This is a genomic window from Thermogladius sp. KZ2Tp1 (assembly GCF_051131135.1).
GTDB lineage: Archaea > Thermoproteota > Thermoprotei_A > Sulfolobales > Desulfurococcaceae > Thermogladius.
Map to the genome: position 1 here is coordinate 513815 of NZ_CP151274.1, position 19426 is coordinate 533240.

Consider the following 19426-nt stretch of genomic DNA (forward strand, 5'->3'; position numbering starts at 1 on the left):
CTAGGCACCCCTAACCTCTACGGGTATCCCCATTGTAGTCTTGACTATAACCTTGTCGATATTGGCTACACCCTGGGGAAGCTTCGCTTCCACAGCCGAGATCACGGCAAGAGCGTTCTCGGCTAAGTCCTCGGGTTTCATGTCAACAGTGCCTATAGAAGTCATTACTTGCGGCTGATCCTTTAGCCTGGCCAACACAGCGTTCTTGAACCTGTTCAACAAGGCTGACATGTCCGATCCGGGCGGGACAGGTATCGGTGCCTTCCCTCTGGGGCCGAGAGCCGGTCCGAGAGTCCTACCTACAACAGCCATTAGATCCGTCTTTACTAGGACCCAGTCACATGTGTCCGCGATCTTCTTTGCGTTCTTTTTTGTCATCCCCTGGAGGTCGGCGGGCGTCAAGACCATATGAGCCCCTGCCTGCCTAGCTTTCTCGGCCATCTCGCCGTCAGCTACAACGCACACTTTACGTTCTTTGCCCCTCCCCTTAGGCAGGAACACCGTTTCTCTCACTTTGCCGCCCAGCTCCTTCACATTCACGTCTCTCAGTACTATGACCAGCTCCACAGACTCCCTGAAGTTAGCGTGCTTGTGCGCTACTGCCTTTTCCAAAGCCTGGGCAAGCATCTCTTTGGTTATGGGCATCAAGACACCTCTTTCTCCCACTCGCTCTCAAACTTCTTTAATAACTCGTCGTAAAAACCTTCGTCAACAAGCTTCTGCACCTCCTTGGGGTCCTTACCCTCCACGGTTAGACCTATAGACCTAGCCGTACCGAGAACGGTCTTGACCGCGGACCGGAGGGTCCTAGCGGTCAGCTTATCCTTCTTCAAGATGGCCACTTTAACGACCTGCTCCATCTTTAGATCGCCTATCTTCTGGTGAGCCGGGTCACCTGTGAACTGGCTAGCCCCCGCTTCCTTCAATAGCAGTGCTGTCGTGGTGGGTACGCCTACTTTGATCTCGTACTTCTTAGTCGACGTGTCTACATGAATCTCGACGGGAACACTAAGCCCTGCGAATTCCTTCGTGGCTTCGTTGATCGCCCTCACAACCTCCTGCACGTTCAACTTGAGAGAGGACAGGGTTGGACCCAGCGGCGGGCCAGGGTTGGCCTTCCCGCCCTCCACCATAACCCTAACGACTTTCTTACCCACGACTAATCACCCTTCTTAACAGGCTTCACGTACTCACCTGAGATAGTTATAGGTATCGCGTGACTCGCTTCTAAAATGCTAACCGTAAGCATGTTTTTATTCTTATCCACGTTGGTGACCTGAGCTCTCATACCCTTGAACGGCCCTCTCACGATCTCTACTATGTCGCCGACTTTGATGGACTCTACTACGGGCTTTGGCTTGATGAGCCTCTCTATCTCCTCCATGGATACCAGTATGAGAGACGAGCTCTTCAAGTGCTTTACCTCGGATATGACCTTGTATATACCCGTGGGCTTTGTCGCTTCGATGAAAATGTAACCTCTCACACCAGGCGGTATTATCAGGCTAGCTATGCCGACGTCCTCACCCTTTTCGGCTAGCTCCTTTATCCTCCTCTCCAGGATGAGGACTACGTCCAGCTCCCGCCCTACGGTGGTCCTTACCGCATATATCTTAGCCTCCTCCGAAGACATACTGCTACCCCGCTATCTGTGGGAAGAGGAAGGCGTAGAAGATCACTCTTATGATAAACGCGATCCCCCCTACGATGGCCATGCCAAGTAAACTCAGCTTGAGCGTGGTCATGAAATCGTCTTTCTCGGGTTTAGACGCGAGAGTGAAAATTTTCCTCCACTGGTCGACCATCTCCCGCAAGTCCAACACGGACACCCTTTCTAAGCGGGTAAAATTCTTTCCAGGTACTCAATTGGGTCAAACAGTTTTAAATCTTTGTAGTCCTGGCCGACGCCTATGAACAGGATCGGCTTCTTGATCGCGTAGATTATGCTCACAGGGACACCCCCCTGCTCGTAAGCATCTACTTTAGCTATCACAACAGCGTCTACGCCTACCTTCTCGTTGAAGAACCGTGCCTGTTCTATTGCGTCGTTCCCTGTTAAGGCGTCTACTACGAGTATTTTCATGTGCGGCTTAACGACCTTCACTACCTTCCTCAACTCCTCAACTAGGTCTATGTCTGTGTGCATTCTACCAGCCGTGTCGATAAGCACCACGTCGAAGCCCCTGCTCTTCGCGTAGGCTACGCTATCATACGCCACCGAGGCGGGGCTTACCCCATATCTACCCGTAAAGACTGGGACTCCTATTCTGTCCCCATGTATTTTCAGCTGTTCTTGAGCCCCAGCCCTAAAGGTGTCCGCGGCCACCATCAAGGGCTTGAAGCCCTTCTCTTTAAGGTAGTGGGCTATCTTGGCTATAGTGGTGGTCTTGCCGACACCGTTTACGCCTAGAAAGACTATTTTGAAAGGCCTCTCGCTCCTAACGGCCTTGTCGAACTCTATACTACCCGCTTCGCGGAAGTAGCCTAGTATAGTATCCCTCAAGTACTCTACGAGTTTTTCTCTGGATTTGACCACGTTTTCCTCTATCGCCTTGTTGAGCTTGCTTGATATGTCCTCCGCTACTTCCAGAGCGACGTCGTTCGACAATAGCTCCAGCTTCAGCTCCTCCAGCTCGCTTAACAGCTTATCCTTTGAGAACGCTATCGACGCGACTCTCTCGACGAAGTTTGAGAAGGCGCTCTTGAGCCTACGAAACAAGAAAACACCCTATAGGTTCTCTATTACCTACTACCGCTTTCCCCGCCGGTAGAACCTGCTTGCCTAGACTGTAATTGAGCAAATACCTGGCTGAGGATTTGCTGGATGTAGGAGTACTCTTCCACTACAGACTTGTAGTCCCTCTGCAGTTTGTCAACGATCCTCTTCACCGCCTGCAGTCTCTTCTCCAGCAGGCTGACGCCCTGCTCCCTGCTCGCCTTAGCATAGTAGTTTAGGCCTAGGTTCACTATTACATTTCTGTCCCAACCGTCTTTCACTACAGCCGGCACCATAGCAGAGCCGAGCCTGTTCAAGAGGACGTATATCTGGGTCTCCCCTTGCGGCAGGTTTCTAAGGGTGTCTAGAACCAGCTGTAGCTCTGCGTACTGTGTCAGGTAGGTGTTTAATGCCGACTGCAGCGCGCCAGCGTACTCCTTCAACTCCTCAGCTCTCGCAACTAGTTCCTCTAGGGTTACAGCCCTCCCCTCTTCACCCGGCTTCTTGCTCATTTAACTACCAGCCTCTCGACCCTCAGAAGCTCCCGCACGTGCGGGTCCATAGCCTCCTCGAGCGGTATCTCCTCAACTTTCTCGACAACTATGTGTTTCCTCCTAAGCTTGTGGTTGCTCCCTAGCAGGGAGTAGACCTTCTCCAGGGCTTGCTCTCTTGTCAAGGCCCTAACCTCCTTTGTGAACTTCTGCCACGTGGGGTACCTGTCGTGGCTGACGAGCATTCTACCCACAACCCTGTAGACCTTCACCTCTCCCATCAGCCACCACCGAAACCCCTCTTTATCCTCAGTATCTCGGGGCCAGTTGTTATGCCCCCTACTATAACGCCCCTATTATTAGCAATTAATCCACTCTTTATAAACGGAACTCCAGCGTTGACTGTAGCCTTCTCAACTGTGACTCCCAGAATTTGCTTGACGAGACCTATCTCGTCCTCGGGTAGGTCGGGGTGAACTATGCCTCCAAAGTCGTTCACGACACCTAAGCTACCGGGTATAGGGAGGTTCATCAAGCTCCTCCTCACTACGTTGATACGCAGCACTTCTACCATCTCTTTCACGTCTTCCCCTGAGAAATCTGGAGAAACTATGCCCGCCTTGTTGTTGAGGAGTATCGCGTTACCCAGCGCCGTGACACGGGACTTCAGGGCTCTCACCTCGAGACCGTACCTAGAGACCTCCTTCTTCAGCCAGTCTAGCTCCGAGCTGTGGACAAAATGGGGGAGCAAAATCCCGTTGTCGTTTCCCGCCACAAAAACTCCGTTCAGAGGACTGCCGGCTACTCTGAACTCGAGGATGTTAACGCCCAGTATCTCGCTGATCATCTTTAGGTCGTCGCGGGGTAGGCCCGGCGGTACAAGCGCGATCTCGTTGTTTACGAAAATGTAGACCCCTATGTTCGAATTCCCATAAACGCTCAGCTTCACAATCTCCATTAATTAAAACACCTAGTAGAGATTCAAGCGGTCTTTGTCTTGCGAGTACTTCTAGCTAGCAGCACCTTCGCTGTCTTCTCCTCGGGGTCGTACCTTATCTCGACCACTACTCTTCTAGGGGGCTTCTCCCTCCCCCTCGACCAAATGAGCTTGTTCACCAGCGGGTCGATAACTATCTTCTCAGCCTGTTTATAGTGTCTCGCAACATACTTTCTTACGAGCCTGACAGCCCTGTCGGCTCTGTTCATTCTTCTACCGAAGTAGACGCGGGAGAGCGGTATTACGTGGACAGACCTCTTGACTTGTGCCTCGCTCAACTATACCACCCCCCTCACAGCTTCAGCTTGCTCCTACGCCAGTGTCTCAGCCTAAAGGCCCTCCTTACCCTCCTGTTCGTCTTGAGCGTGACCCAGATAGGTATAGGTCTATTACTCTTAAGGGCGGCCGCTAACCTGAGCTTCCTGGCCAGGGGTTTGAAGCGGGCCATACTCACTTCCTCCTTATCTCAATCTTTGTATCCCTATGGGTCTGTTCGTATATCTCTGCGAGTAGTCTCTTGAGAAAGTCATCTGTGATGGGTATTTTAACTCTCCCGCTCCTAGCCAAGTTGATCAGCTGCTCCTCCAGGGCCTGTGCTAGCTCCGGTTTAACGAGCCTCAGGTTTGCCAGCCTCTCTCTAGCCTCGGGTGTCAAGATCTGCCGGAGCTCCGCCTCGATCTGCGCCCTGCGCTGCCTCTCCTCCTCCATCTTTCTTTGCATCTCGGCGAGCTTCCTCCTCTTGATCTCCTCTAACTCCTCGTCTTCGTAGCCTGCCGCCACGGCGAAGCACCCACCTAGTTGTCTAAAACTGTTTTTGATCCTCTTAAGGCTTAGGTGGTAGCTAGGTACTTGGAGTACTCGGGGTTCTCCCTAGCGTACTCCCTCGCTACCTCGAGCGCCACCCTATCCATTATCGCTATAGCCTGCGGGGTGAGCACCCTACCTTTACGGGTCCTCCTCACCAGCTGCGCCTGCTCGAGCTGCTGGAGGATCTTCCTGATTATGCTCCCGCCAGCCCTCCTGAAGTGAGGGGGTCTGACACCTCTCCTCTGCCTACCGCCGTAGACGACTCTCAGCTCGCTCAGCCCGACCGGCTCACCTGCCTTGTACATCTTTCTGAGTATACTCGCAGCCCTAACGTACCACCAGTCAGGGTCCGAAGGCGGCCTCTCCTTGAAGCAGCCGGTTTTAACAAACGAGTGCCAACTCGGCGGCTTGACCTCGGGCACGTTCTCTTTCAAGTACGCGGCCAGTCTTTTTATTAGCCTGTCTGCTGGGACTTCTAGCGCGTTGACCATCCTAAAGCACTCCCTTAAGCAAGCTAGATGTAGTTTAAAATCGTTAAGGTGTTTTAAATGTTAATAGACAGCTGCCGAGTCAGCGCCACGCTTCTTAACAATGATAAACGTGTGCCCTCTAACGTCTCTAACAACACCGCCGGTTCTCGAGGCGATCTCTCTAGCTATCTCCTCCACATCAGACCCGCTCGCCCTTAGATAAGACTTGAGCACGCGGACCTTCACCACGCCCCTCTTACTCAGCCTCGTCTTAACTTCCTTTACAAAACCCTCTGTAATACCCCTCTTACCTAGTTGAACGTCTACCTTGCCTTCGAGCCTCCTCCTGATCTCCTCCTTGACTTTATCATGAACCTCCTTCTCCAACCGCACTCTAGGCATGTGACAACCAGCCTTGAGCCCCTACCCTCGCTAACTATCCTATACCTTGCTGTTAACCCGGGTATTAAAGGTATGTAACACCTCCTGCAGTACCCTCTCCTGATGCTCTTGGGCGGCCTAGTCCGGCTCTTACCAGCGATGTCGACCACTAGCTCGACGTACCTTCTCGCCAAGTCCTTGTCGCCTCTCCTAACTGCTTTTAACGCCATGTCGTAGAGTATGGTCATTCTCTCCTTAGCTATGTCCCTGAGCACGTCTCTCAAAACCGTTCCTCCACTAACCCTATTCTAGACTCTTGCTGAAGAGCGTGCTAAATAAACCACCTCCCGCGATCTCATACGACAAGGTGGAGAGTGTGGGGCCGCTGACCATAATACTCCTAGAGTCCGGGCTTGAGCTCGTACCACCAGAGATTAGGCGCGAGCCGTCCGTTGTTAAAAACGCGAGGAGGCGGGGTAAGGACCCGTCTAGAATACTGCTAGACATCTCTATCCACTACCACGCTGCGAGGAGACTCAGAGACTGGGTTAAGAGGGGCCGCCCAGACATAGTCCACACGACCCTTCTGCAGGTCCTCGACGGGCCGGCTGGCAGGAGTGGTCTAGTCAACGTGTTCGTCCACACATACCAGGGGCTTATCGTATCTTTCAAGGCGGGCGTGAGAATACCCCGAAACTACAACAGGTTTGTGGGACTGATGGAGCAGCTCTTATCCGAGGGTAGAGTCCCCCCTGGGAAGGGCGAGCCCCTGATCAAGGTAGAAGACTACGGCCTAGAGGACTTCGCTCGTAGAAACGGCTTAAAAGGCGTCGTATTACTCTGGGAGAGGGGCGAGCCCAAAGGGCTTAGCACAATAGTAACGGAGGCCCTCGAGAACAACTACGCCATAGGTATAGGTGGGTTCCAGCACAGCGACTTCGATGAAAAAACGCTTCAGATCGCTACAGTGAAATATTCCGTCTACAAAGAGTCGTTGCCGACATGGATCGTGGCATCACGCCTGATCACAGCATTTGAGGTAAAGCTAGGTTTATTAAGCCCTTAACTAAATAATTATTGTCAGATCTAGATCAAATAATCAAAAATGGTGATCTCTCGCTTCTACGGTGTTTAATAATTAGGTATAATAACGAAATTATCACTCTCTTTTAAACCTTCTAAAACCAATAGAGTAACAGCAAGAATACTTTTCAAGGGTTTGGATCAGGTGAAATTTTTATGGATCAGCAGATCGTGAGTCATAAAATAGAGAGCAAGGTCGACCCACTAGTAGAGTACGCTAGATGGAATAGTCTAGACGTGAACGAGAACGCTAACAGGTATATGGGTCCCACCGGTTTCTTCAGCTACCTACTCGAGGAGTACATGAAGAAGGACCTGCTGGACTTGATACCGTCGAGGATCCTCAAGGCCCATAAGGCGGGGCTGATATACATCCACAAGCTACCCTACAGTGTATACATACCCTACTGTTCGGGCCACAGTGTTAGCAGGCTTCTGGAGAAGGGCCTGAAGACTTTCACGGTTGTCTCGAGGCCGGCCAAACACTTCGATACCTATGTCGACCACGTCGCCAACTACCTGATAACCCTACAGCACTACTTCACCGGTGCTCAAGCATTCTCGAGCGTTGAGTGGTATGCTGGTCCGTTTATTAGAAACGATAAGCTGGACTTCAGGACCGTTAAGCAACAAATACAGAGGTTGCTCTTCAACCTCAACTACCCGACTAGAGTCGGTATGCAGACGCCGTTCACAAACTTCACCGTCACAATGGACGCTGCCAAGAAAGCTCTTGAGGGAGATTACGCTGTATACGACGGGAAGAAGGTTGAGCCTCTAGGGGCCTACGAGGACGAGGCCAAGACTTTCTTGAAGGCGATGTTCGAACTGCTCACGGAGGGCGACGCTGTTGGACAGCCGTTTACGTTCCCTATACCGACGCTCATGACCACTGCCTCTTGGATCTGGGACGACCCCGAGATACACGAGTTAGTGTTTAAGACCGCGGCCAAGAGGGGTAGCTTCTACTGGCTCAACACGAGGGTCGTCGACCCCGACGGGTCTTTCGCGATGTGCTGCAGGATCGCCATCGACAAGAACGAGCTTGTGTACGCATACTCCAAGACGGGCGGCTTTAGCCTAAAGGGTAGTTCGCTTACGAGGAAGGACCTCGAGGAGGCTGAGGAGGAGTACTGGAGTAAACTGGAGAGACAGAGGTTTGGAGGGCTATGGGCTATGCCGGACATAACGGGCAGCGTGAACGTTGTCGACGTTAACCTGCCTAGGGTAGTACTCGAGTCCCAGAGAGAGGAGTCCAGGTTCTGGGAGCTGTACGAGGAGAGGCTCGAGCTGGTGAAAGAGGCTGTCGACTGGTTCAGGCAGAGGTACGTGAAGCTGATGAAGCAGTACCCGGGTCTCTACAGCATGATACTGGAGTACATGCCGGAGTTCCCCTCTAGCCACTTCAACACCATTGGTTTAGTAGGGCTACCCGAGGCCGCCGCGGTATACATGGGGGAGCCCAAACTATGGCTCGAGGGGTCTAGGAAAGACTGGTTGAGAGCCGCCGAGTTGATGAGGAAAATGGTGGAGTTCGCGACCAGCCACGCAAGGGAGTGGATGAGGGAGACCGGTACACCGTGGAACGTGGAGGAAGTCCCCGCTGAGTCCGCGTCGCCTAAGATGGCCTCTATCGATATGAAGCTGTACCCCGAGCTCGCCGAGTACCTTCCCGACCCGGAGAACCCGGTGTACAGTACAAGTATAGCGCCGTACTACGGCGAAATCGATCTAGCCGAGAGGATAGAGATCGAGGCCAGAGTCCAGAAGTACTTCACCGGAGGAGTCATGATGCACATATTCCTCGGCGAAGAACCAGAGCCGGAGGCCCTCGCAAAGCTCGCCAAGAGGATCATGGAGACGGACATCGTGTACTGGAGCTTCACACCTGCCCTGACGTACTGCCCCTCGTGTAACAGGACCTTCACCGGCCTCTACACTAAGTGCCCGGTGTGCGGCAACGCGAACGTGGAGATCTGGAGCAGGATTATAGGGTACTACAGACCGCTGAAGAACTGGAACCCGTACAGGAGAAAGGAGTTCTGGACTAGAAAGCACTACACGTAGCGCGGGGGTCAAAAACGGGTTTTTGTTATGGAGGACATCAGACTTGTAGGAGCGGGTTGGAAGAATGTTAGCCTAGTCGACGTTGTAGACTCGGTCACTTTCACCCTATGGCTCTGCGGCTGTAACCTGAGATGCCCCTTCTGCCATAACTGGAGGCTTGCCGTAAACGACCCGGAGAGGTGTAGACTCCTCGATATCGAGAGATTGATCGACGAACTAGACGCGTCCAAGATGCTGGTCGACTACCTTCACGTGACCGGTGGAGAGCCCCTAGTACAGTGGTCTGAGCTGAGTAAGCTGCTCAGGTTGGTGAAAAACAACATAGGGGAGAAGACTAGCGTTAACACGAACCTAACTTTGTACTCACCACTGAGTAGGCTCCTCAGAGAGGGGCTAGTAGACCACATCGCCACGGACCTGAAGCTCCCTCCCGAAGTGATGTACGGACACGACCCCGAGACGGCCTCGAAGTTGTGGTCTCTATACGAGAGGGGGCTCGCACTCGTAGCCGACTACGGTGTACCCCTAGAGCTGAGAATCCCCGTCACCAAGTTCAGTAAACCAGCCCTCGTGTCGGAATACCTGGTTAAAATCCAACAGTACCTGTCCAAAATCGGAAGGCTTATCATCGTTGTCCAGCCGCTACTCGGTGAGCCGGTTACCACGCCGAGAGACCCAGACTGGTGCAAGCTCTTCTGTAACCCGGACAACGGTCTATTAGACGAGGTTGCCGGGACGGTGTCCAAGCTCGGCTTCCGCGTGAGGGTAAAAAGGTGGCTTTCTAGCTGAAACACACCGTTTTAACCTCTGCCAGCAATACCTGGTGCCGGTAGGATAGCTGGATGCCATCTAAACACTACCCTTCAGCCAGGCTTGTAGCTAGGCTGCCCGACGCGCAGAAGCTCATCGCCATCTCGGCTAAGCTCACCATTACGCCGAAGGACTTCGAGAGTGTCGCGGAGATAATGGACGAAAACAAAATAGAGACGTGGATTACCGAGTTGGTTAAGAGAGGTCACGGCAGCCCACTAGAGCACAGCATCTACGTGTTCGAGGTTGTCTGCAGCAGGGTGTGTAGCCACCAACTGGTTAGGCACAGGCATGCCTCGTTCTCCCAGCTAAGCCAGAGGTACAGCGACAAGTACCTGAGAAGCCTGGTGTCTAGAGCTAGAGAGTTGACCGGGTTAACAGGTGAAGACGTTGGCGAGGTCGAGGTGATAGACAGACTCCTCGAGATGAGGCTAGACTTCAATACCCTCCTTGACGTTGTCGGCGAGGCCTTTATCGTGCCTCCAAAGGTTGTCGAACTTGAGAACAGGGCGTTTTTAGAGAGGTTACTTGAGAGCGTTAGAGACTACTACGAGGTCCTCAAAAGCGGGGTTATTTACGAGGACGCCAGGTTTCTCCTACCCCAGGCCGTGAAGACAAGGGTCATTGTGAGTATGAACGCCCGGGAACTACTCGAGGTATTCATACCGTTAAGGACTTGTAGCAGAGCCCAATGGGAGATCAGGTGGGTCGCCTGGGCTGTGAGAGAGGAGCTCGTTAAGGTCGACCCGCTCATATTCAAATTCTCCGGTCCGCGATGTGTCCTCATGGAAAACAGGGCCAGAAGCAGCCCGTGTAGCCTAGAGGACTTTGCGAGTAAGAAGTGCTCCTTCACGATTGAGAGGTGCCCTGAGCTAGTGCCGAGAGACAAAATACATGAGTGCCTCTTTTACTCGGTGTCAGAGTTCCAGGGGTGTACTCGAACAGGCTGAGTTCGCGACGTAGACTTCGCAGGTATACTGAAGGCTGTTGAAGACTTTATCGGGCATTTATATAACGCGCGACCGCTAACAAATCCCAGGGACGTGACTACATGGGCAAACTAATGTTCGCTCAGAGACTGAAGAGTATTGCTCTCCTCGCTATCCTAGTACTTGCCGCCTCAACTCCTACAGACGACCTCCTAGCATATTTTACTAGACTAGACCTCGTTGTGTGGGTGTCCTTCCTTACCTTACTTCTAGCGAGTATGAGACGCGGTGTTTTAAGAGGGGACAAGGTCCCGATAGGCGAACTAATATGGTTTACCGGCTTCCTCCTGGTCGCGGCCGGGAGGCTTTACAGCGTGCTCACCGCCCTCCAGAGTATACCTCTGAAATTCTATCTCGGGGGCTTTATAGACGCAGGTAACTACACGCCGACTATTGTGCTGGTGGTTATGGGGCTGGTCCTCTCTGCTGCTGGTGACCTCGTCAAGAGTTGGCAGACGCTCCTTCCCAACCCCCTAAACACCGTGGCCGGTTTAGCCCGCGCTTTATTAGCACACCCTGCCCTGGTGGCGGGGGCTATAGCGTTCCTCGTTAGACTTGTACCTGAGCTAACATACTCCAATTACATTCTAGGATACGACACGGTGGAGTACGTTGCTCATTTAAAGGACTTCGCAGCCTCTCCCAGCTTGTTCGGCGTATACTACTGGTTTGGAGGTTTGAGGAGAGTACCCCCGCTCCTAGACTGGCTGCTCTACCCGTTTGCTAGACTCGCCGACCCCGTGATGGTGTTCAAGCTGTACACCCCCGCAGTATACTCGATAGTAGTGGCACTCACGGTCTACTACGGAACAAAGTTGATGAGGCTGAGGGGCAAGTCGGGGATAGCTCTCGGCGTAGCAGCTTCTTTCAGCCTGCTGATGCTGAGGCTCTCCTGGGACTTGATGAAGCAACTCCTCGCCGAGCTCTTCTTTCTGACAGCAGTCATCTTCGTCGACGAAGAGCGACGCCTAACACCCTTGTTGTTCTTCGCCTTATCCACTCTCGCCAGCGAGTTTGGCGGGTTTACCTCGAGCGTCTCAGCTCTTGTGATAGGGTTGCTCGAAATACTGAAAAGGAGGAGGACCCTAACAGGTCTTACTTACCTAGCGTCTTCCCTGGTCTTCTACTACGTGACCGTTCATTTCATGATGAGACTGCCGGCTCTGGTCGAGAACCCTGTCTCAGTAGTATCCCCGCCAGTGGTTACATATGATAGCCTGGCAGTACAGGCACCTTACGTAACGGCATACCTAATCGTAACACTAGGTCCTCTACTACCCTTCTACGTCGCCCAGCTGAGCGAAGACCTAGGCAAGCCCAGGTATTCTGCTGCTATCTCGCTAGCCCTACTCATGATTTCTCTTACCCCGCTGGTAGCACCTACCTTAAATATTAGCGGGAGTGAGTGGGACAGGATCCTGATGACGATAGCTCCTTTAATCCTGTCCTCCAGTTTCAAGAAGGCTTCTGAAACGGGTCTCAGAAACTCGCTGGCTGTCATAACCGTACTGATCACCCTGCCGGGACTCTACGCTGTACTACCGGGAGGATACTTCTATAACACTGTGATTTACAGCGCCTTGTACAGGACTCCAGCTCTGTTGAGACCAATGCCACCCGACCTGCTCCTTTACAACGCTGCCGTAGACGTGTCCGCGAGAGTCGCGGACTTCTACGGTAAAATGCCCATTCTAGCACCCGAGTGGGTTGCTAGGTTCATCCACCTCTTTGTGAGAAACCCTGATCCCAGAATGCTCACCTCGTGCCCTAGCCTGAGTACCAGTGCTATAGAGCTCGCTGTAAGAGAAAACGGGCACGTGGTAGTGGTCCTGTCGACGAATGACCAAGCCGTTGTTCCCGCAAACTTCAGGTCAGAGACCATATACGAGAACTTCTACCTGAGGGTGGTCCTGGTGTCTTCCTAAACCGTGTAGAGCTACCCCTCGCCAAACCGACCCCTTTAATGAGTAACGGTATGTAGTAATAGGTAGTGGTACGTGGTGATACTATGATCCTGAGCGACTGGGATATCAAGGTCTACCTCGAGAAGAAACTCCTCGTGATAAACCCTCTTCACGAGGACACCGTGAGGGAGAACGGCGTTGACCTAAGGTTTGGAGGCGAGTTCTGCAGGTTCAAGACGGGGGGTCTGATAGACACGAGAGAGATGAACGTAACGGACTTCCTCGAGTGCGAAAGGGTCGGCGGAGGGGGCTTCCTAATAAAACCGTACGAACACGTCTTAACGACGACTTTGGAATGGGTGGAGCTACCCGCCGACCTCGTCGGCCTGGTCAATCTGAGGAGTACCTTCGCTAGAGCCGGGATCTACATACCCCCTACAGTAATAGATGCCGGGTTCAAAGGGGAGGTAACTATTGAAATCGTTGGGGGGCCCAACTCTGTTAGGGTATACCCTGGCCAGCGTTTCCTCCACGTAGTTTTCCTCAGGACGAGTAGCCCGGTCTATAAGCCCTACAGCGGCAAGTACCAGGGCCAACGTGGTGTAACACCAGCGCTGAGGGACGGGAGCTAGAGGAGGCGTTATTCCTAGTGCCGCCGCCGGGATTTGAACCCGGGTGTCCCGCACCCTCACGGGCCTAGGGTGTCACGGGCTCGAGAGGCCCGCATACTTGACCGGGCTATACTACGGCGGCTCCTTCTAATTCTATAAGTAGAGGAGTTTTAAATTTCAATGCCCCCCGTATTTAACATTGGTCCCCAGCTCGACGGCTAGACATGGTGTTGGACGTGTTCTCGCCCGGCTTTGTATACGAGCTTTCAGCGATCGTCGGAGCCCTCGTGGTCGGTCTAATAATCCTCTCGTCCCTACTTAGAGGACCTCTACTCAGAGCCGCCGTTACCATACTTGGCCTAGTGGTAGTACTCCTACATTACACTGTGGTCTATCTCGTCGTTACCTCTACTGAAGTCCAGCTGACAGTGCTACCACTACTCATCGTAGAGTCGACTACCAAGGGCTCGACGCTCTACCCTGACATCGGACAAATAATAGTCTTGGGCATTCTATTCCTCTGGTGGGACAAGATAGCCGGTGCGTTGAAGAAGCACGAGCAGCACGGTAACGGAGGGGCCGTCTCACCCTAGCCAAAACTACATGAGGGTCCGTCCCCTACCCGGTTCCCAAGTTCTCTACTTCCGACGAGGTGAGGAGCAGGTAGCTTAAGTACAAGGACCTAGACTGCTCCGCTAGGAACGCCTCTATGACGTTCTTGGTCTCTGGATATATTTTGCCCTTCTCGAAAATGCGTGTAATCGACAAGGACACGCTCTCAATACTGACACCTGGCGTGAGCAACCCCGTCTCGACGAGGACGTCTCTCAAGCTCAGGCCCCTGAGCCACTCCGGTCTACTGACCTCCCTTACATCGATCAGCTTACCGGGCTCGGCGTTTTCGAGCACTCTTACCAGTGTTCTGAGATTAGCCCTCTTTAGCTGCTCCAACGTCTTATCTTTGGACTCGACCACGAGCTTGTAGTCCTCGTAGTCGACCTTCTCGGCTATGAGTGCCTCGAGAGACCTTAACGACTCCGGCGGCTTAATGTAGGGTATTGGCGGGTAGGACTCCACGACGTTGTACGCGTCTTCGCCGTCGAAGAAGCTGAGCCCCGCGATCATCACCGGTCTAGGGGAGTCCTCGCCTGATACCTCCGTAAACGCGTAGAGGGCGCCTATCTTCAAAGCCTTGCTAGGTTTCGGGATTTTCACCCTGACCCCCCTCACGAGAAGCGGGAGCTTCTTTTTGGCAACAATGTAATCAACGACCCTAAGGACCTCCTGCCTGACGACCTCCCAGTTAAACTCGTACGAGACTAGTGTAGAGTACGCTAGTTCGTCTATCTGGGATAGCAGTATTCTGTCGAGCGGTGTGAATGTGTAATCTTCAACAGCCCTCCTAACGGTGTCCCAGTCTATGCTGTCTATTAGACCCGCTGACTCGGGTTCGTGGAGGTTGAAGTACTTCGTCTCACCGACTTTGACGACATCGTACATTATGGTCTCGAAGGCTATACCGAGCCTCTTCCTGAGAATTATCATCAGGCTGGCAAGGGCCAGCCTGAGGAGCTCAGCGTTTTCCGCGGGGTCTACGTCAAACTTGTATCCGTAGGTGAAGTCCCTGTACTCGCCTCCTGTGGGGGTTGGGATGTATATGTTCCTCCTATCGTAGAAGACGATGGTCTCTCCTCCGACTCTTATCGACTTGGGTTTCTCGGATCTCACTGTCCATATACAGCGGTTTGGGACTTTCTTGTAGACCCCGAACCCCCTCGAGGGCACGTAGACCACGCAGAGCTCGTAAGACGATATTCTTCCAGCTAGGATGTCCCTCAGTATGTTCGGCTTCTCGCCCCACCCGTCCTTTATGTACCTGTACTCCTCCAAGGCGAGCCTGAACGCGTCGTCCTGGTAGAAGTCTATCTCCCTGAAACCTTTCTCTACCACCCGGGCGACGTGTCTTGTACTCCTACCTTTCTCTAGGGAAACAACTATTGCCTCCTCCCCGTAGTCGATGCAACCTGGCTGAAACCTCTCTACGAGGTCGCAGTGCCCTATCGGCTCTAAAGCCAGCTCTCTGTCGCCCTTCACCAGGTACCTCTTGATACCGTACGGTGGAGCGTACTCGTAGAAGTTGATCCTTTCGTATACTCTCCTCAGGTAGTCTAAGCTAACCTTGCCGCTCGAGAGCAGGCCTGCTTTCTCCAAGGCCCCTTTCTCTAGCTCGCTCAGCTCGCTTTTAAACCACGGTGACAAGAGCTTCGAGAGGCCGAGGAACAGGTGGAGGTACAGGTTCCCTGGGTTGATTATCGTCTTCTCTGCTCCGAGGTTGAGCCACTCTTTGAGCGCGTCGAAACCATTGGCGAGCAGTTCTCTGTCCCACCGGCCGGTAGGTATTATCACAGTCTCAGAGTAGCCTAGCTCGGATCTCCTCCCTTTCCTCCCCTCTCGCTGATAGTACTCTCTCACGTCGTCCGGCAGGCCTAGGTGAACCACCCTGGCTACCTCGCCAATGTCTATCCCCTGGGAGAGAGTTCTGGGGGATATCAGCAGCTTGATAAGCCCCTTTCTAGTTTTCTCCTCTATTTCCTCTCGTCTCTCCTTCGGCACCAGGTGATGATGTGTGGCAGCAGGGATCCCTTCTCCCAACCTGTTTTTGAGGTCCCTCAAAACCTCCTCTGCTTGGCTTATGCCCCTGGTGAAAACGATTGTGACGTAGTCGTCGGCGAGGTAGCCCGACAGTATTTCAATGTAGTCTGGGTGGATCGGGGGAACCTCTAATCCTAGCGACTCGAGGTACTGGAGGTAGAAGTACGGCCTCTCTGCGAAAACATCGAATTTTTCCATAGCCACCCTTACTTCCTCTGGGATTTTGCCCCTCAACTCGGGCTTCTCCACTTCACGCCTAACTCTCTCCCATCTCTCCCTGAGGTTTTTACCGAGGACGATGTAAGTCCTGTTTTCGACCCTGAACGGCTTACCCCTGATTACGCGGTACTTCCTGCCAGTGACCTCCTCTAGGAAAACGCCGAGATCCTCGGGGTTGGAAATGGTCGCCCCTAGCACGGCGACTTGGGGCTTCTTGTCCGACACATAGCCTAAAATTTTGAGCATAGCTAGTAGGAGGGCTAGGCTGCGGGGACTGTAGAAGTCTATCTCGTCGATAACGAGTAAGTCTAGACCCTTGTAGAAGTTGTGTAAGAGCGCCGAGCTCTGGGTTATGAGGAACTTCTTCAAGTCGTTTAAGAGGAAGGCGGGGTTTGTAACTACGATTTTAACCTTCCCCATCTCTTCGACCAGCTTTCTCCTCCCCGCCGCAGACAGTCGCTTGACTCGTATGCTGTCAAGCTGTGTGAACCCGATTTTCAGCAGACCCGAGTACTTTGCTATCCTCTTGACTTGGTCGTTCGCGAGCGCTAGTGTCGGGTAGACGGCTATCACCTTGAGGGGTGTGCCCCTTCTAGCCTGGTCCAAGACGTATAGGACCCACGCCTCTGTTTTACCGCTACCAGTGCCGGAGATCAGTATGACGTTCTCGCCGTTCTTCAGGGCTTCGAAGGCCTCGAGCTGGTGCCTGTAGAGCCTCTTACCCCCTATGTTTAGCCCGCTAAACTCGGGCACCAAGTCCGAGAACTTCGCATCCGCGTAGTCCGGGTTAGAGGCCTCTTCTACCTCGTAGTAGTAGTTGTAGCCCAACCTTTCGAGCAGAGCCCTTGTATCGACTCTCATACTCTGTACTCCTGACAACCAATTAATCAAATGGGGGAGGCCCTAATTTACCACTCCTACACTTGTTTCCAGCCGCCTCGCTCTACCCTGCTTACTCTACACGGGTCTGTTCAACTGGTATCTGCTTAGACTATGGGCTCTAGTTTAATAGATGACCCCAAGTCTTTATGTTTAGGTGACTTACGGGGATGAGTGTTAGTCTACTCCAGCTGTTCCTGGAGTTCATGAAGATAGGGTTCTTCATGTTCGGCGGAGGGTACGGAGGGATAGCTTTAATGTATAAGGAGCTGGTGGAGATCAACAAGTGGGTCAGCGAGGACGAGTTCGTCAAAATACTAGGTATCGCAGAGAGCACCCCGGGTCCTATAGCGATCAACTCTGCCACTTACATAGGCTACAAGCTAGGGGGCGTACCGGGCTCGATGCTTGCCACTATGGGGGTGGTCACGCCCCCCTATCTGGTGATCCTAGTAATAGCGATGTTCCTTACACGCTACATGTACACAGAGGCGGCTAGGATTGTGTTCAGGGGCATAAACTCCGCCGTGGTAGCGCTCATACTCTACGCGCTAATAACCGTCGGCAGGAGCGTCCTCGTCGTCGAGCGGCCTCCCTTTATCGACGTGATCTCGGCGGTCATATTCGTGATAGCCTTCGCACTACTGTACTTGGCGAGACTGCATCCGATATACGTGATCCTCGCCTCGGCAGGGTTGAGTATACTCGTCAGACTAGTACTCGGGTTGTAAACCGGGATTTAGTCGGCATGGTTTTTGAGTCTTTTAGCACTAGCCGGCTCTACGTGTACTGTCGCCTCATACCCGAGCTCTTTCCTTAAAACTTCTTCTATTAAAGTAGCTATCTCGTGCGCCTCCGAGAGAGACATGTCGTCTGGTAAGTGCACGTGGAGGGTCACCTCTGTGTGTTCGCCGTACTTGTGTACGTGTATGTGGTGTACGCTCTGGACTTTCGGGCTCACCTTCTTGACCACACTTACTATCTCCTCTACTTCTTCCCTCGATGGGGCTCTACCAAGTAAGACGCTGGAGGCGTCGAGGACGATCTTGCCCCCTGTCACCACTATGAAGGCCGAGACTACCAACCCCATTACGCCGTCGACCCACCAGTACGTGCCACCGGCTGTCAATATAGCGAGAGCTAGTAGACCAGTCGCTATTGCGTCGCTCCTGTGGTGCCACGCATCACCCCTTATAGACTCAGAGTTAAACTTTTCCCCCAGCCTGAAAGCCCACATGGCCAGGACTTCCTTGATAACGGCGGAGACCAGTAGAACCAAGACTAGTGTGAGCGAGTATACTAGTGTCTCTCTAGAGACGAGCTTGTTGTAGCTCGATACAGCGAACTCGTAGCCCACCACACAGAGCAGTACACCTATTATGATGGCGGCCACCTCCTCAGCTCTCCCATGGCCGAAGGGGTGTTCCTCGTCCGGCTTTATGTATGCTACCCTGAAACCCACGACTACGACCACAGAGGTCAAGCTGTCGGAGAGCGTGTGAACAGAGTCCGCTATTACCGCGATCGAGTTGAAAAGTACACCATAGTAGTATTTAACCACGAAGAGAACAGTGTTCACTACAATTGAGACTACGCCCTCTAGGTATCCTGCTCTCTTGCGGTCTATCCTCATTTAAACACCGTCTCTATCAAACCTCTAACGCAGAGGTTCTAAAATACGTCACTAGCCTAAAGGCGCGAAATCCCCTCCCATTACATCGAGAGACCCAAACCCGCACGGCACCAGTACTAGGAGGTATAGTGATCTTTATTCTCCGGCTCATTTATCCGGGGTACCTCGATAGGCGGGCCTACCGGCGCTTTGGGGAGGAGGTTTTGGCCTAGTAAGTCTTGCCGGTTATGACGAGAGGTTACGAGAGACACCTCGACCACCAGGATTAAGGGCGACCGAGGACCCGATTCTTTTATATTGAAGCTTGCTCTACTTCGTGGGAGTAGGGGGAGTGTATAGACCCGATTCCGGTTAGGTCGTTGGGGTTCAAGCAAGGTATTGGAAACACCGGTAACCCTTGGACAGGCCTACTACGAGTTCCAACACTTATAGTCGAAGCTATGAACCAGGGGTCTTGTGCTCTAAGATGAACCGAAAAGGTCGGAGAAGCGGGGGTCTATCTTCTAAATTGTCTACGGAGATAACACTAGGAACACGTCAAAAGCAAACCACGGTAGAACCTATTTGACGACGTATGGTACCGTCTCGTGAACGCCGGGGGCGGGATTCGAACCCGCGCGGGCGCGAGCCCACTGGCTCTCAAGGCCAGCCCCTTAGGCCGCTCGGGCACCCCGGCTCTACATATCTCTATCCTTTTTCAAGGTCTTTAAACCGTGC

The 19426-nt window shown here is 52.9% G+C and carries 24 protein-coding genes and 2 tRNA genes; 8 read left to right on the forward strand and 18 right to left on the reverse strand.

Annotated features, from left to right (window positions below; translation table 11 throughout):
- From WLZ34_RS02890 to WLZ34_RS02955, 14 genes are read right to left on the reverse strand one after another with little or no spacing between them, the layout of a single operon-like run.
- The gene (locus tag WLZ34_RS02890) at positions 1–645 is read right to left on the reverse strand and encodes a 50S ribosomal protein L1 (RefSeq protein WP_434731794.1); all 645 of its coding nucleotides are present in this window, start codon (positions 643–645) and stop codon (positions 1–3) included.
- Complete coding sequence (locus tag WLZ34_RS02895) at positions 645–1157, reverse strand: 50S ribosomal protein L11 (RefSeq protein WP_434731795.1); 513 nt, start codon at positions 1155–1157, stop codon at positions 645–647. Before WLZ34_RS02895 ends, WLZ34_RS02890 begins: the two co-directional genes overlap by 1 nt.
- 2 nt (positions 1158–1159) lie before the next feature.
- On the reverse strand, positions 1160–1633 hold the full coding sequence (locus WLZ34_RS02900; RefSeq protein WP_428726544.1) for a transcription elongation factor Spt5: 474 nt from the start codon (positions 1631–1633) through the stop codon (positions 1160–1162).
- A gap of 4 nt (positions 1634–1637) precedes the next feature.
- Positions 1638–1823: a protein translocase SEC61 complex subunit gamma gene (locus WLZ34_RS02905; protein WP_434731796.1), complete on the reverse strand. Its 186-nt coding sequence runs from the start codon at positions 1821–1823 to the stop codon at positions 1638–1640.
- 11 nt (positions 1824–1834) lie between these two features.
- A complete protein-coding gene (gene ftsY / locus WLZ34_RS02910) occupies positions 1835–2719 on the reverse strand; it encodes a signal recognition particle-docking protein FtsY (protein ID WP_434731797.1) in 885 nt (294 codons plus the stop codon).
- Between the two features lie 23 nt (positions 2720–2742).
- Positions 2743–3228 carry an ATP-binding protein gene (locus WLZ34_RS02915; RefSeq protein WP_434731798.1) on the reverse strand — a complete coding sequence of 162 codons (486 nt, stop codon included), beginning with the start codon at positions 3226–3228 and terminating at the stop codon, positions 2743–2745.
- Positions 3225–3488, reverse strand: a complete 264-nt coding sequence (gene rpl18a, locus WLZ34_RS02920) for a 50S ribosomal protein L18Ae (RefSeq protein WP_428726540.1) — start codon at positions 3486–3488, stop codon at positions 3225–3227. The genes WLZ34_RS02915 and rpl18a overlap by 4 nt, the downstream gene beginning before the upstream one ends.
- Entirely contained in the window at positions 3488–4165 is a 678-nt protein-coding gene (locus tag WLZ34_RS02925) for a translation initiation factor IF-6 (RefSeq protein WP_434731799.1), read from the reverse strand. Before WLZ34_RS02925 ends, rpl18a begins: the two co-directional genes overlap by 1 nt.
- A 23-nt stretch (positions 4166–4188) precedes the next feature.
- Positions 4189–4482, reverse strand: coding sequence for a 50S ribosomal protein L31e (locus tag WLZ34_RS02930; RefSeq protein ID WP_428726538.1), 294 nt, complete (start codon positions 4480–4482; stop codon positions 4189–4191).
- A gap of 14 nt (positions 4483–4496) precedes the next feature.
- A complete protein-coding gene (locus WLZ34_RS02935) occupies positions 4497–4652 on the reverse strand; it encodes a 50S ribosomal protein L39e (protein ID WP_014737053.1) in 156 nt (51 codons plus the stop codon).
- Between the two features lie 2 nt (positions 4653–4654).
- Entirely contained in the window at positions 4655–4984 is a 330-nt protein-coding gene (locus WLZ34_RS02940; protein WP_434731800.1) for a DNA-binding protein, read from the reverse strand.
- 50 nt (positions 4985–5034) lie between these two features.
- Positions 5035–5502 carry a 30S ribosomal protein S19e gene (locus tag WLZ34_RS02945; RefSeq protein WP_434731801.1) on the reverse strand — a complete coding sequence of 156 codons (468 nt, stop codon included), beginning with the start codon at positions 5500–5502 and terminating at the stop codon, positions 5035–5037.
- 60 nt (positions 5503–5562) lie between these two features.
- Positions 5563–5874: a YhbY family RNA-binding protein gene (locus tag WLZ34_RS02950; protein ID WP_434731923.1), complete on the reverse strand. Its 312-nt coding sequence runs from the start codon at positions 5872–5874 to the stop codon at positions 5563–5565.
- Entirely contained in the window at positions 5805–6137 is a 333-nt protein-coding gene (locus WLZ34_RS02955) for a ribonuclease P protein component 4 (protein WP_434731924.1), read from the reverse strand. The genes WLZ34_RS02950 and WLZ34_RS02955 overlap by 70 nt, the downstream gene beginning before the upstream one ends.
- Positions 6138–6178: 41 nt before the next feature.
- Between WLZ34_RS02955 and WLZ34_RS02960 the strand changes: the two genes are divergently transcribed.
- The 6 genes from WLZ34_RS02960 to dcd all read left to right on the forward strand — a co-directional run bounded on the left by WLZ34_RS02960 (position 6179) and on the right by dcd (position 13347).
- On the forward strand, positions 6179–6928 hold the full coding sequence (locus WLZ34_RS02960; protein WP_434731802.1) for a 16S rRNA methyltransferase: 750 nt from the start codon (positions 6179–6181) through the stop codon (positions 6926–6928).
- Positions 6929–7101: 173 nt separating this feature from the next.
- Positions 7102–9012 (forward strand): anaerobic ribonucleoside triphosphate reductase, encoded by a 1911-nt coding sequence (locus tag WLZ34_RS02965; protein WP_434731803.1) that lies wholly within the window; start codon positions 7102–7104, stop codon positions 9010–9012.
- Positions 9013–9039: 27 nt separating this feature from the next.
- Complete coding sequence (locus tag WLZ34_RS02970) at positions 9040–9801, forward strand: anaerobic ribonucleoside-triphosphate reductase activating protein (RefSeq protein ID WP_434731804.1); 762 nt, start codon at positions 9040–9042, stop codon at positions 9799–9801.
- A 53-nt stretch (positions 9802–9854) separates the two neighbouring features.
- On the forward strand, positions 9855–10772 hold the full coding sequence (thyX, locus tag WLZ34_RS02975; protein WP_434731805.1) for an FAD-dependent thymidylate synthase: 918 nt from the start codon (positions 9855–9857) through the stop codon (positions 10770–10772).
- Between the two features lie 101 nt (positions 10773–10873).
- On the forward strand, positions 10874–12736 hold the full coding sequence (locus tag WLZ34_RS02980; RefSeq protein WP_434731806.1) for a hypothetical protein: 1863 nt from the start codon (positions 10874–10876) through the stop codon (positions 12734–12736).
- Between the two features lie 83 nt (positions 12737–12819).
- A complete protein-coding gene (dcd, locus tag WLZ34_RS02985) occupies positions 12820–13347 on the forward strand; it encodes a dCTP deaminase (RefSeq protein WP_428726530.1) in 528 nt (175 codons plus the stop codon).
- An 18-nt stretch (positions 13348–13365) separates the two neighbouring features.
- Here dcd and WLZ34_RS02990 read toward each other — a convergent pair.
- Positions 13366–13468: transfer RNA gene (locus WLZ34_RS02990), tRNA-Glu, on the reverse strand.
- Between the two features lie 82 nt (positions 13469–13550).
- Here WLZ34_RS02990 and WLZ34_RS02995 point away from each other — a divergent pair.
- Positions 13551–13919 (forward strand): hypothetical protein, encoded by a 369-nt coding sequence (locus WLZ34_RS02995; protein ID WP_434731807.1) that lies wholly within the window; start codon positions 13551–13553, stop codon positions 13917–13919.
- A 25-nt stretch (positions 13920–13944) separates the two neighbouring features.
- Here the strand turns inward: WLZ34_RS02995 and WLZ34_RS03000 are convergent, their stop codons facing one another.
- Entirely contained in the window at positions 13945–17058 is a 3114-nt protein-coding gene (locus WLZ34_RS03000; protein WP_434731808.1) for a DEAD/DEAH box helicase, read from the reverse strand.
- 188 nt (positions 17059–17246) lie between these two features.
- Between WLZ34_RS03000 and WLZ34_RS03005 the strand changes: the two genes are divergently transcribed.
- A complete protein-coding gene (locus WLZ34_RS03005; protein WP_434731809.1) occupies positions 17247–17807 on the forward strand; it encodes a chromate transporter in 561 nt (186 codons plus the stop codon).
- Positions 17808–17815: 8 nt separating this feature from the next.
- Here WLZ34_RS03005 and WLZ34_RS03010 read toward each other — a convergent pair whose 3' ends face one another.
- On the reverse strand, positions 17816–18709 hold the full coding sequence (locus WLZ34_RS03010; protein WP_434731810.1) for a cation diffusion facilitator family transporter: 894 nt from the start codon (positions 18707–18709) through the stop codon (positions 17816–17818).
- A gap of 592 nt (positions 18710–19301) precedes the next feature.
- Positions 19302–19385: transfer RNA gene (locus tag WLZ34_RS03015), tRNA-Ser, on the reverse strand.
- Positions 19386–19426 lie beyond the last annotated feature (41 nt).

Bases quoted from the DNA above. Each gene is read 5' to 3' on its own strand.
- WLZ34_RS02890 (WP_434731794.1), bottom strand. From the start codon at position 645: ATGCCCATAACCAAAGAGATGCTTGCCCAGGCTTTGGAAAAGGCAGTA.
- WLZ34_RS02900 (WP_428726544.1), bottom strand. From the start codon at position 1,633: ATGTCTTCGGAGGAGGCTAAGATATATGCGGTAAGGACCACCGTAGGG.
- WLZ34_RS02915 (WP_434731798.1), bottom strand. From the start codon at position 3,228: ATGAGCAAGAAGCCGGGTGAAGAGGGGAGGGCTGTAACCCTAGAGGAA.
- rpl18a (WP_428726540.1), bottom strand. From the start codon at position 3,488: ATGGGAGAGGTGAAGGTCTACAGGGTTGTGGGTAGAATGCTCGTCAGC.
- WLZ34_RS02925 (WP_434731799.1), bottom strand. From the start codon at position 4,165: ATGGAGATTGTGAAGCTGAGCGTTTATGGGAATTCGAACATAGGGGTC.
- WLZ34_RS02935 (WP_014737053.1), bottom strand. From the start codon at position 4,652: ATGGCCCGCTTCAAACCCCTGGCCAGGAAGCTCAGGTTAGCGGCCGCC.
- WLZ34_RS02945 (WP_434731801.1), bottom strand. From the start codon at position 5,502: ATGGTCAACGCGCTAGAAGTCCCAGCAGACAGGCTAATAAAAAGACTG.
- WLZ34_RS02965 (WP_434731803.1), top strand. From the start codon at position 7,102: ATGGATCAGCAGATCGTGAGTCATAAAATAGAGAGCAAGGTCGACCCA.
- WLZ34_RS02970 (WP_434731804.1), top strand. From the start codon at position 9,040: ATGGAGGACATCAGACTTGTAGGAGCGGGTTGGAAGAATGTTAGCCTA.
- thyX (WP_434731805.1), top strand. From the start codon at position 9,855: ATGCCATCTAAACACTACCCTTCAGCCAGGCTTGTAGCTAGGCTGCCC.
- WLZ34_RS02980 (WP_434731806.1), top strand. From the start codon at position 10,874: ATGGGCAAACTAATGTTCGCTCAGAGACTGAAGAGTATTGCTCTCCTC.
- dcd (WP_428726530.1), top strand. From the start codon at position 12,820: ATGATCCTGAGCGACTGGGATATCAAGGTCTACCTCGAGAAGAAACTC.
- WLZ34_RS02995 (WP_434731807.1), top strand. From the start codon at position 13,551: ATGGTGTTGGACGTGTTCTCGCCCGGCTTTGTATACGAGCTTTCAGCG.
- WLZ34_RS03000 (WP_434731808.1), bottom strand. From the start codon at position 17,058: ATGAGAGTCGATACAAGGGCTCTGCTCGAAAGGTTGGGCTACAACTAC.
- WLZ34_RS03005 (WP_434731809.1), top strand. From the start codon at position 17,247: ATGAGTGTTAGTCTACTCCAGCTGTTCCTGGAGTTCATGAAGATAGGG.
- WLZ34_RS03010 (WP_434731810.1), bottom strand. From the start codon at position 18,709: ATGAGGATAGACCGCAAGAGAGCAGGATACCTAGAGGGCGTAGTCTCA.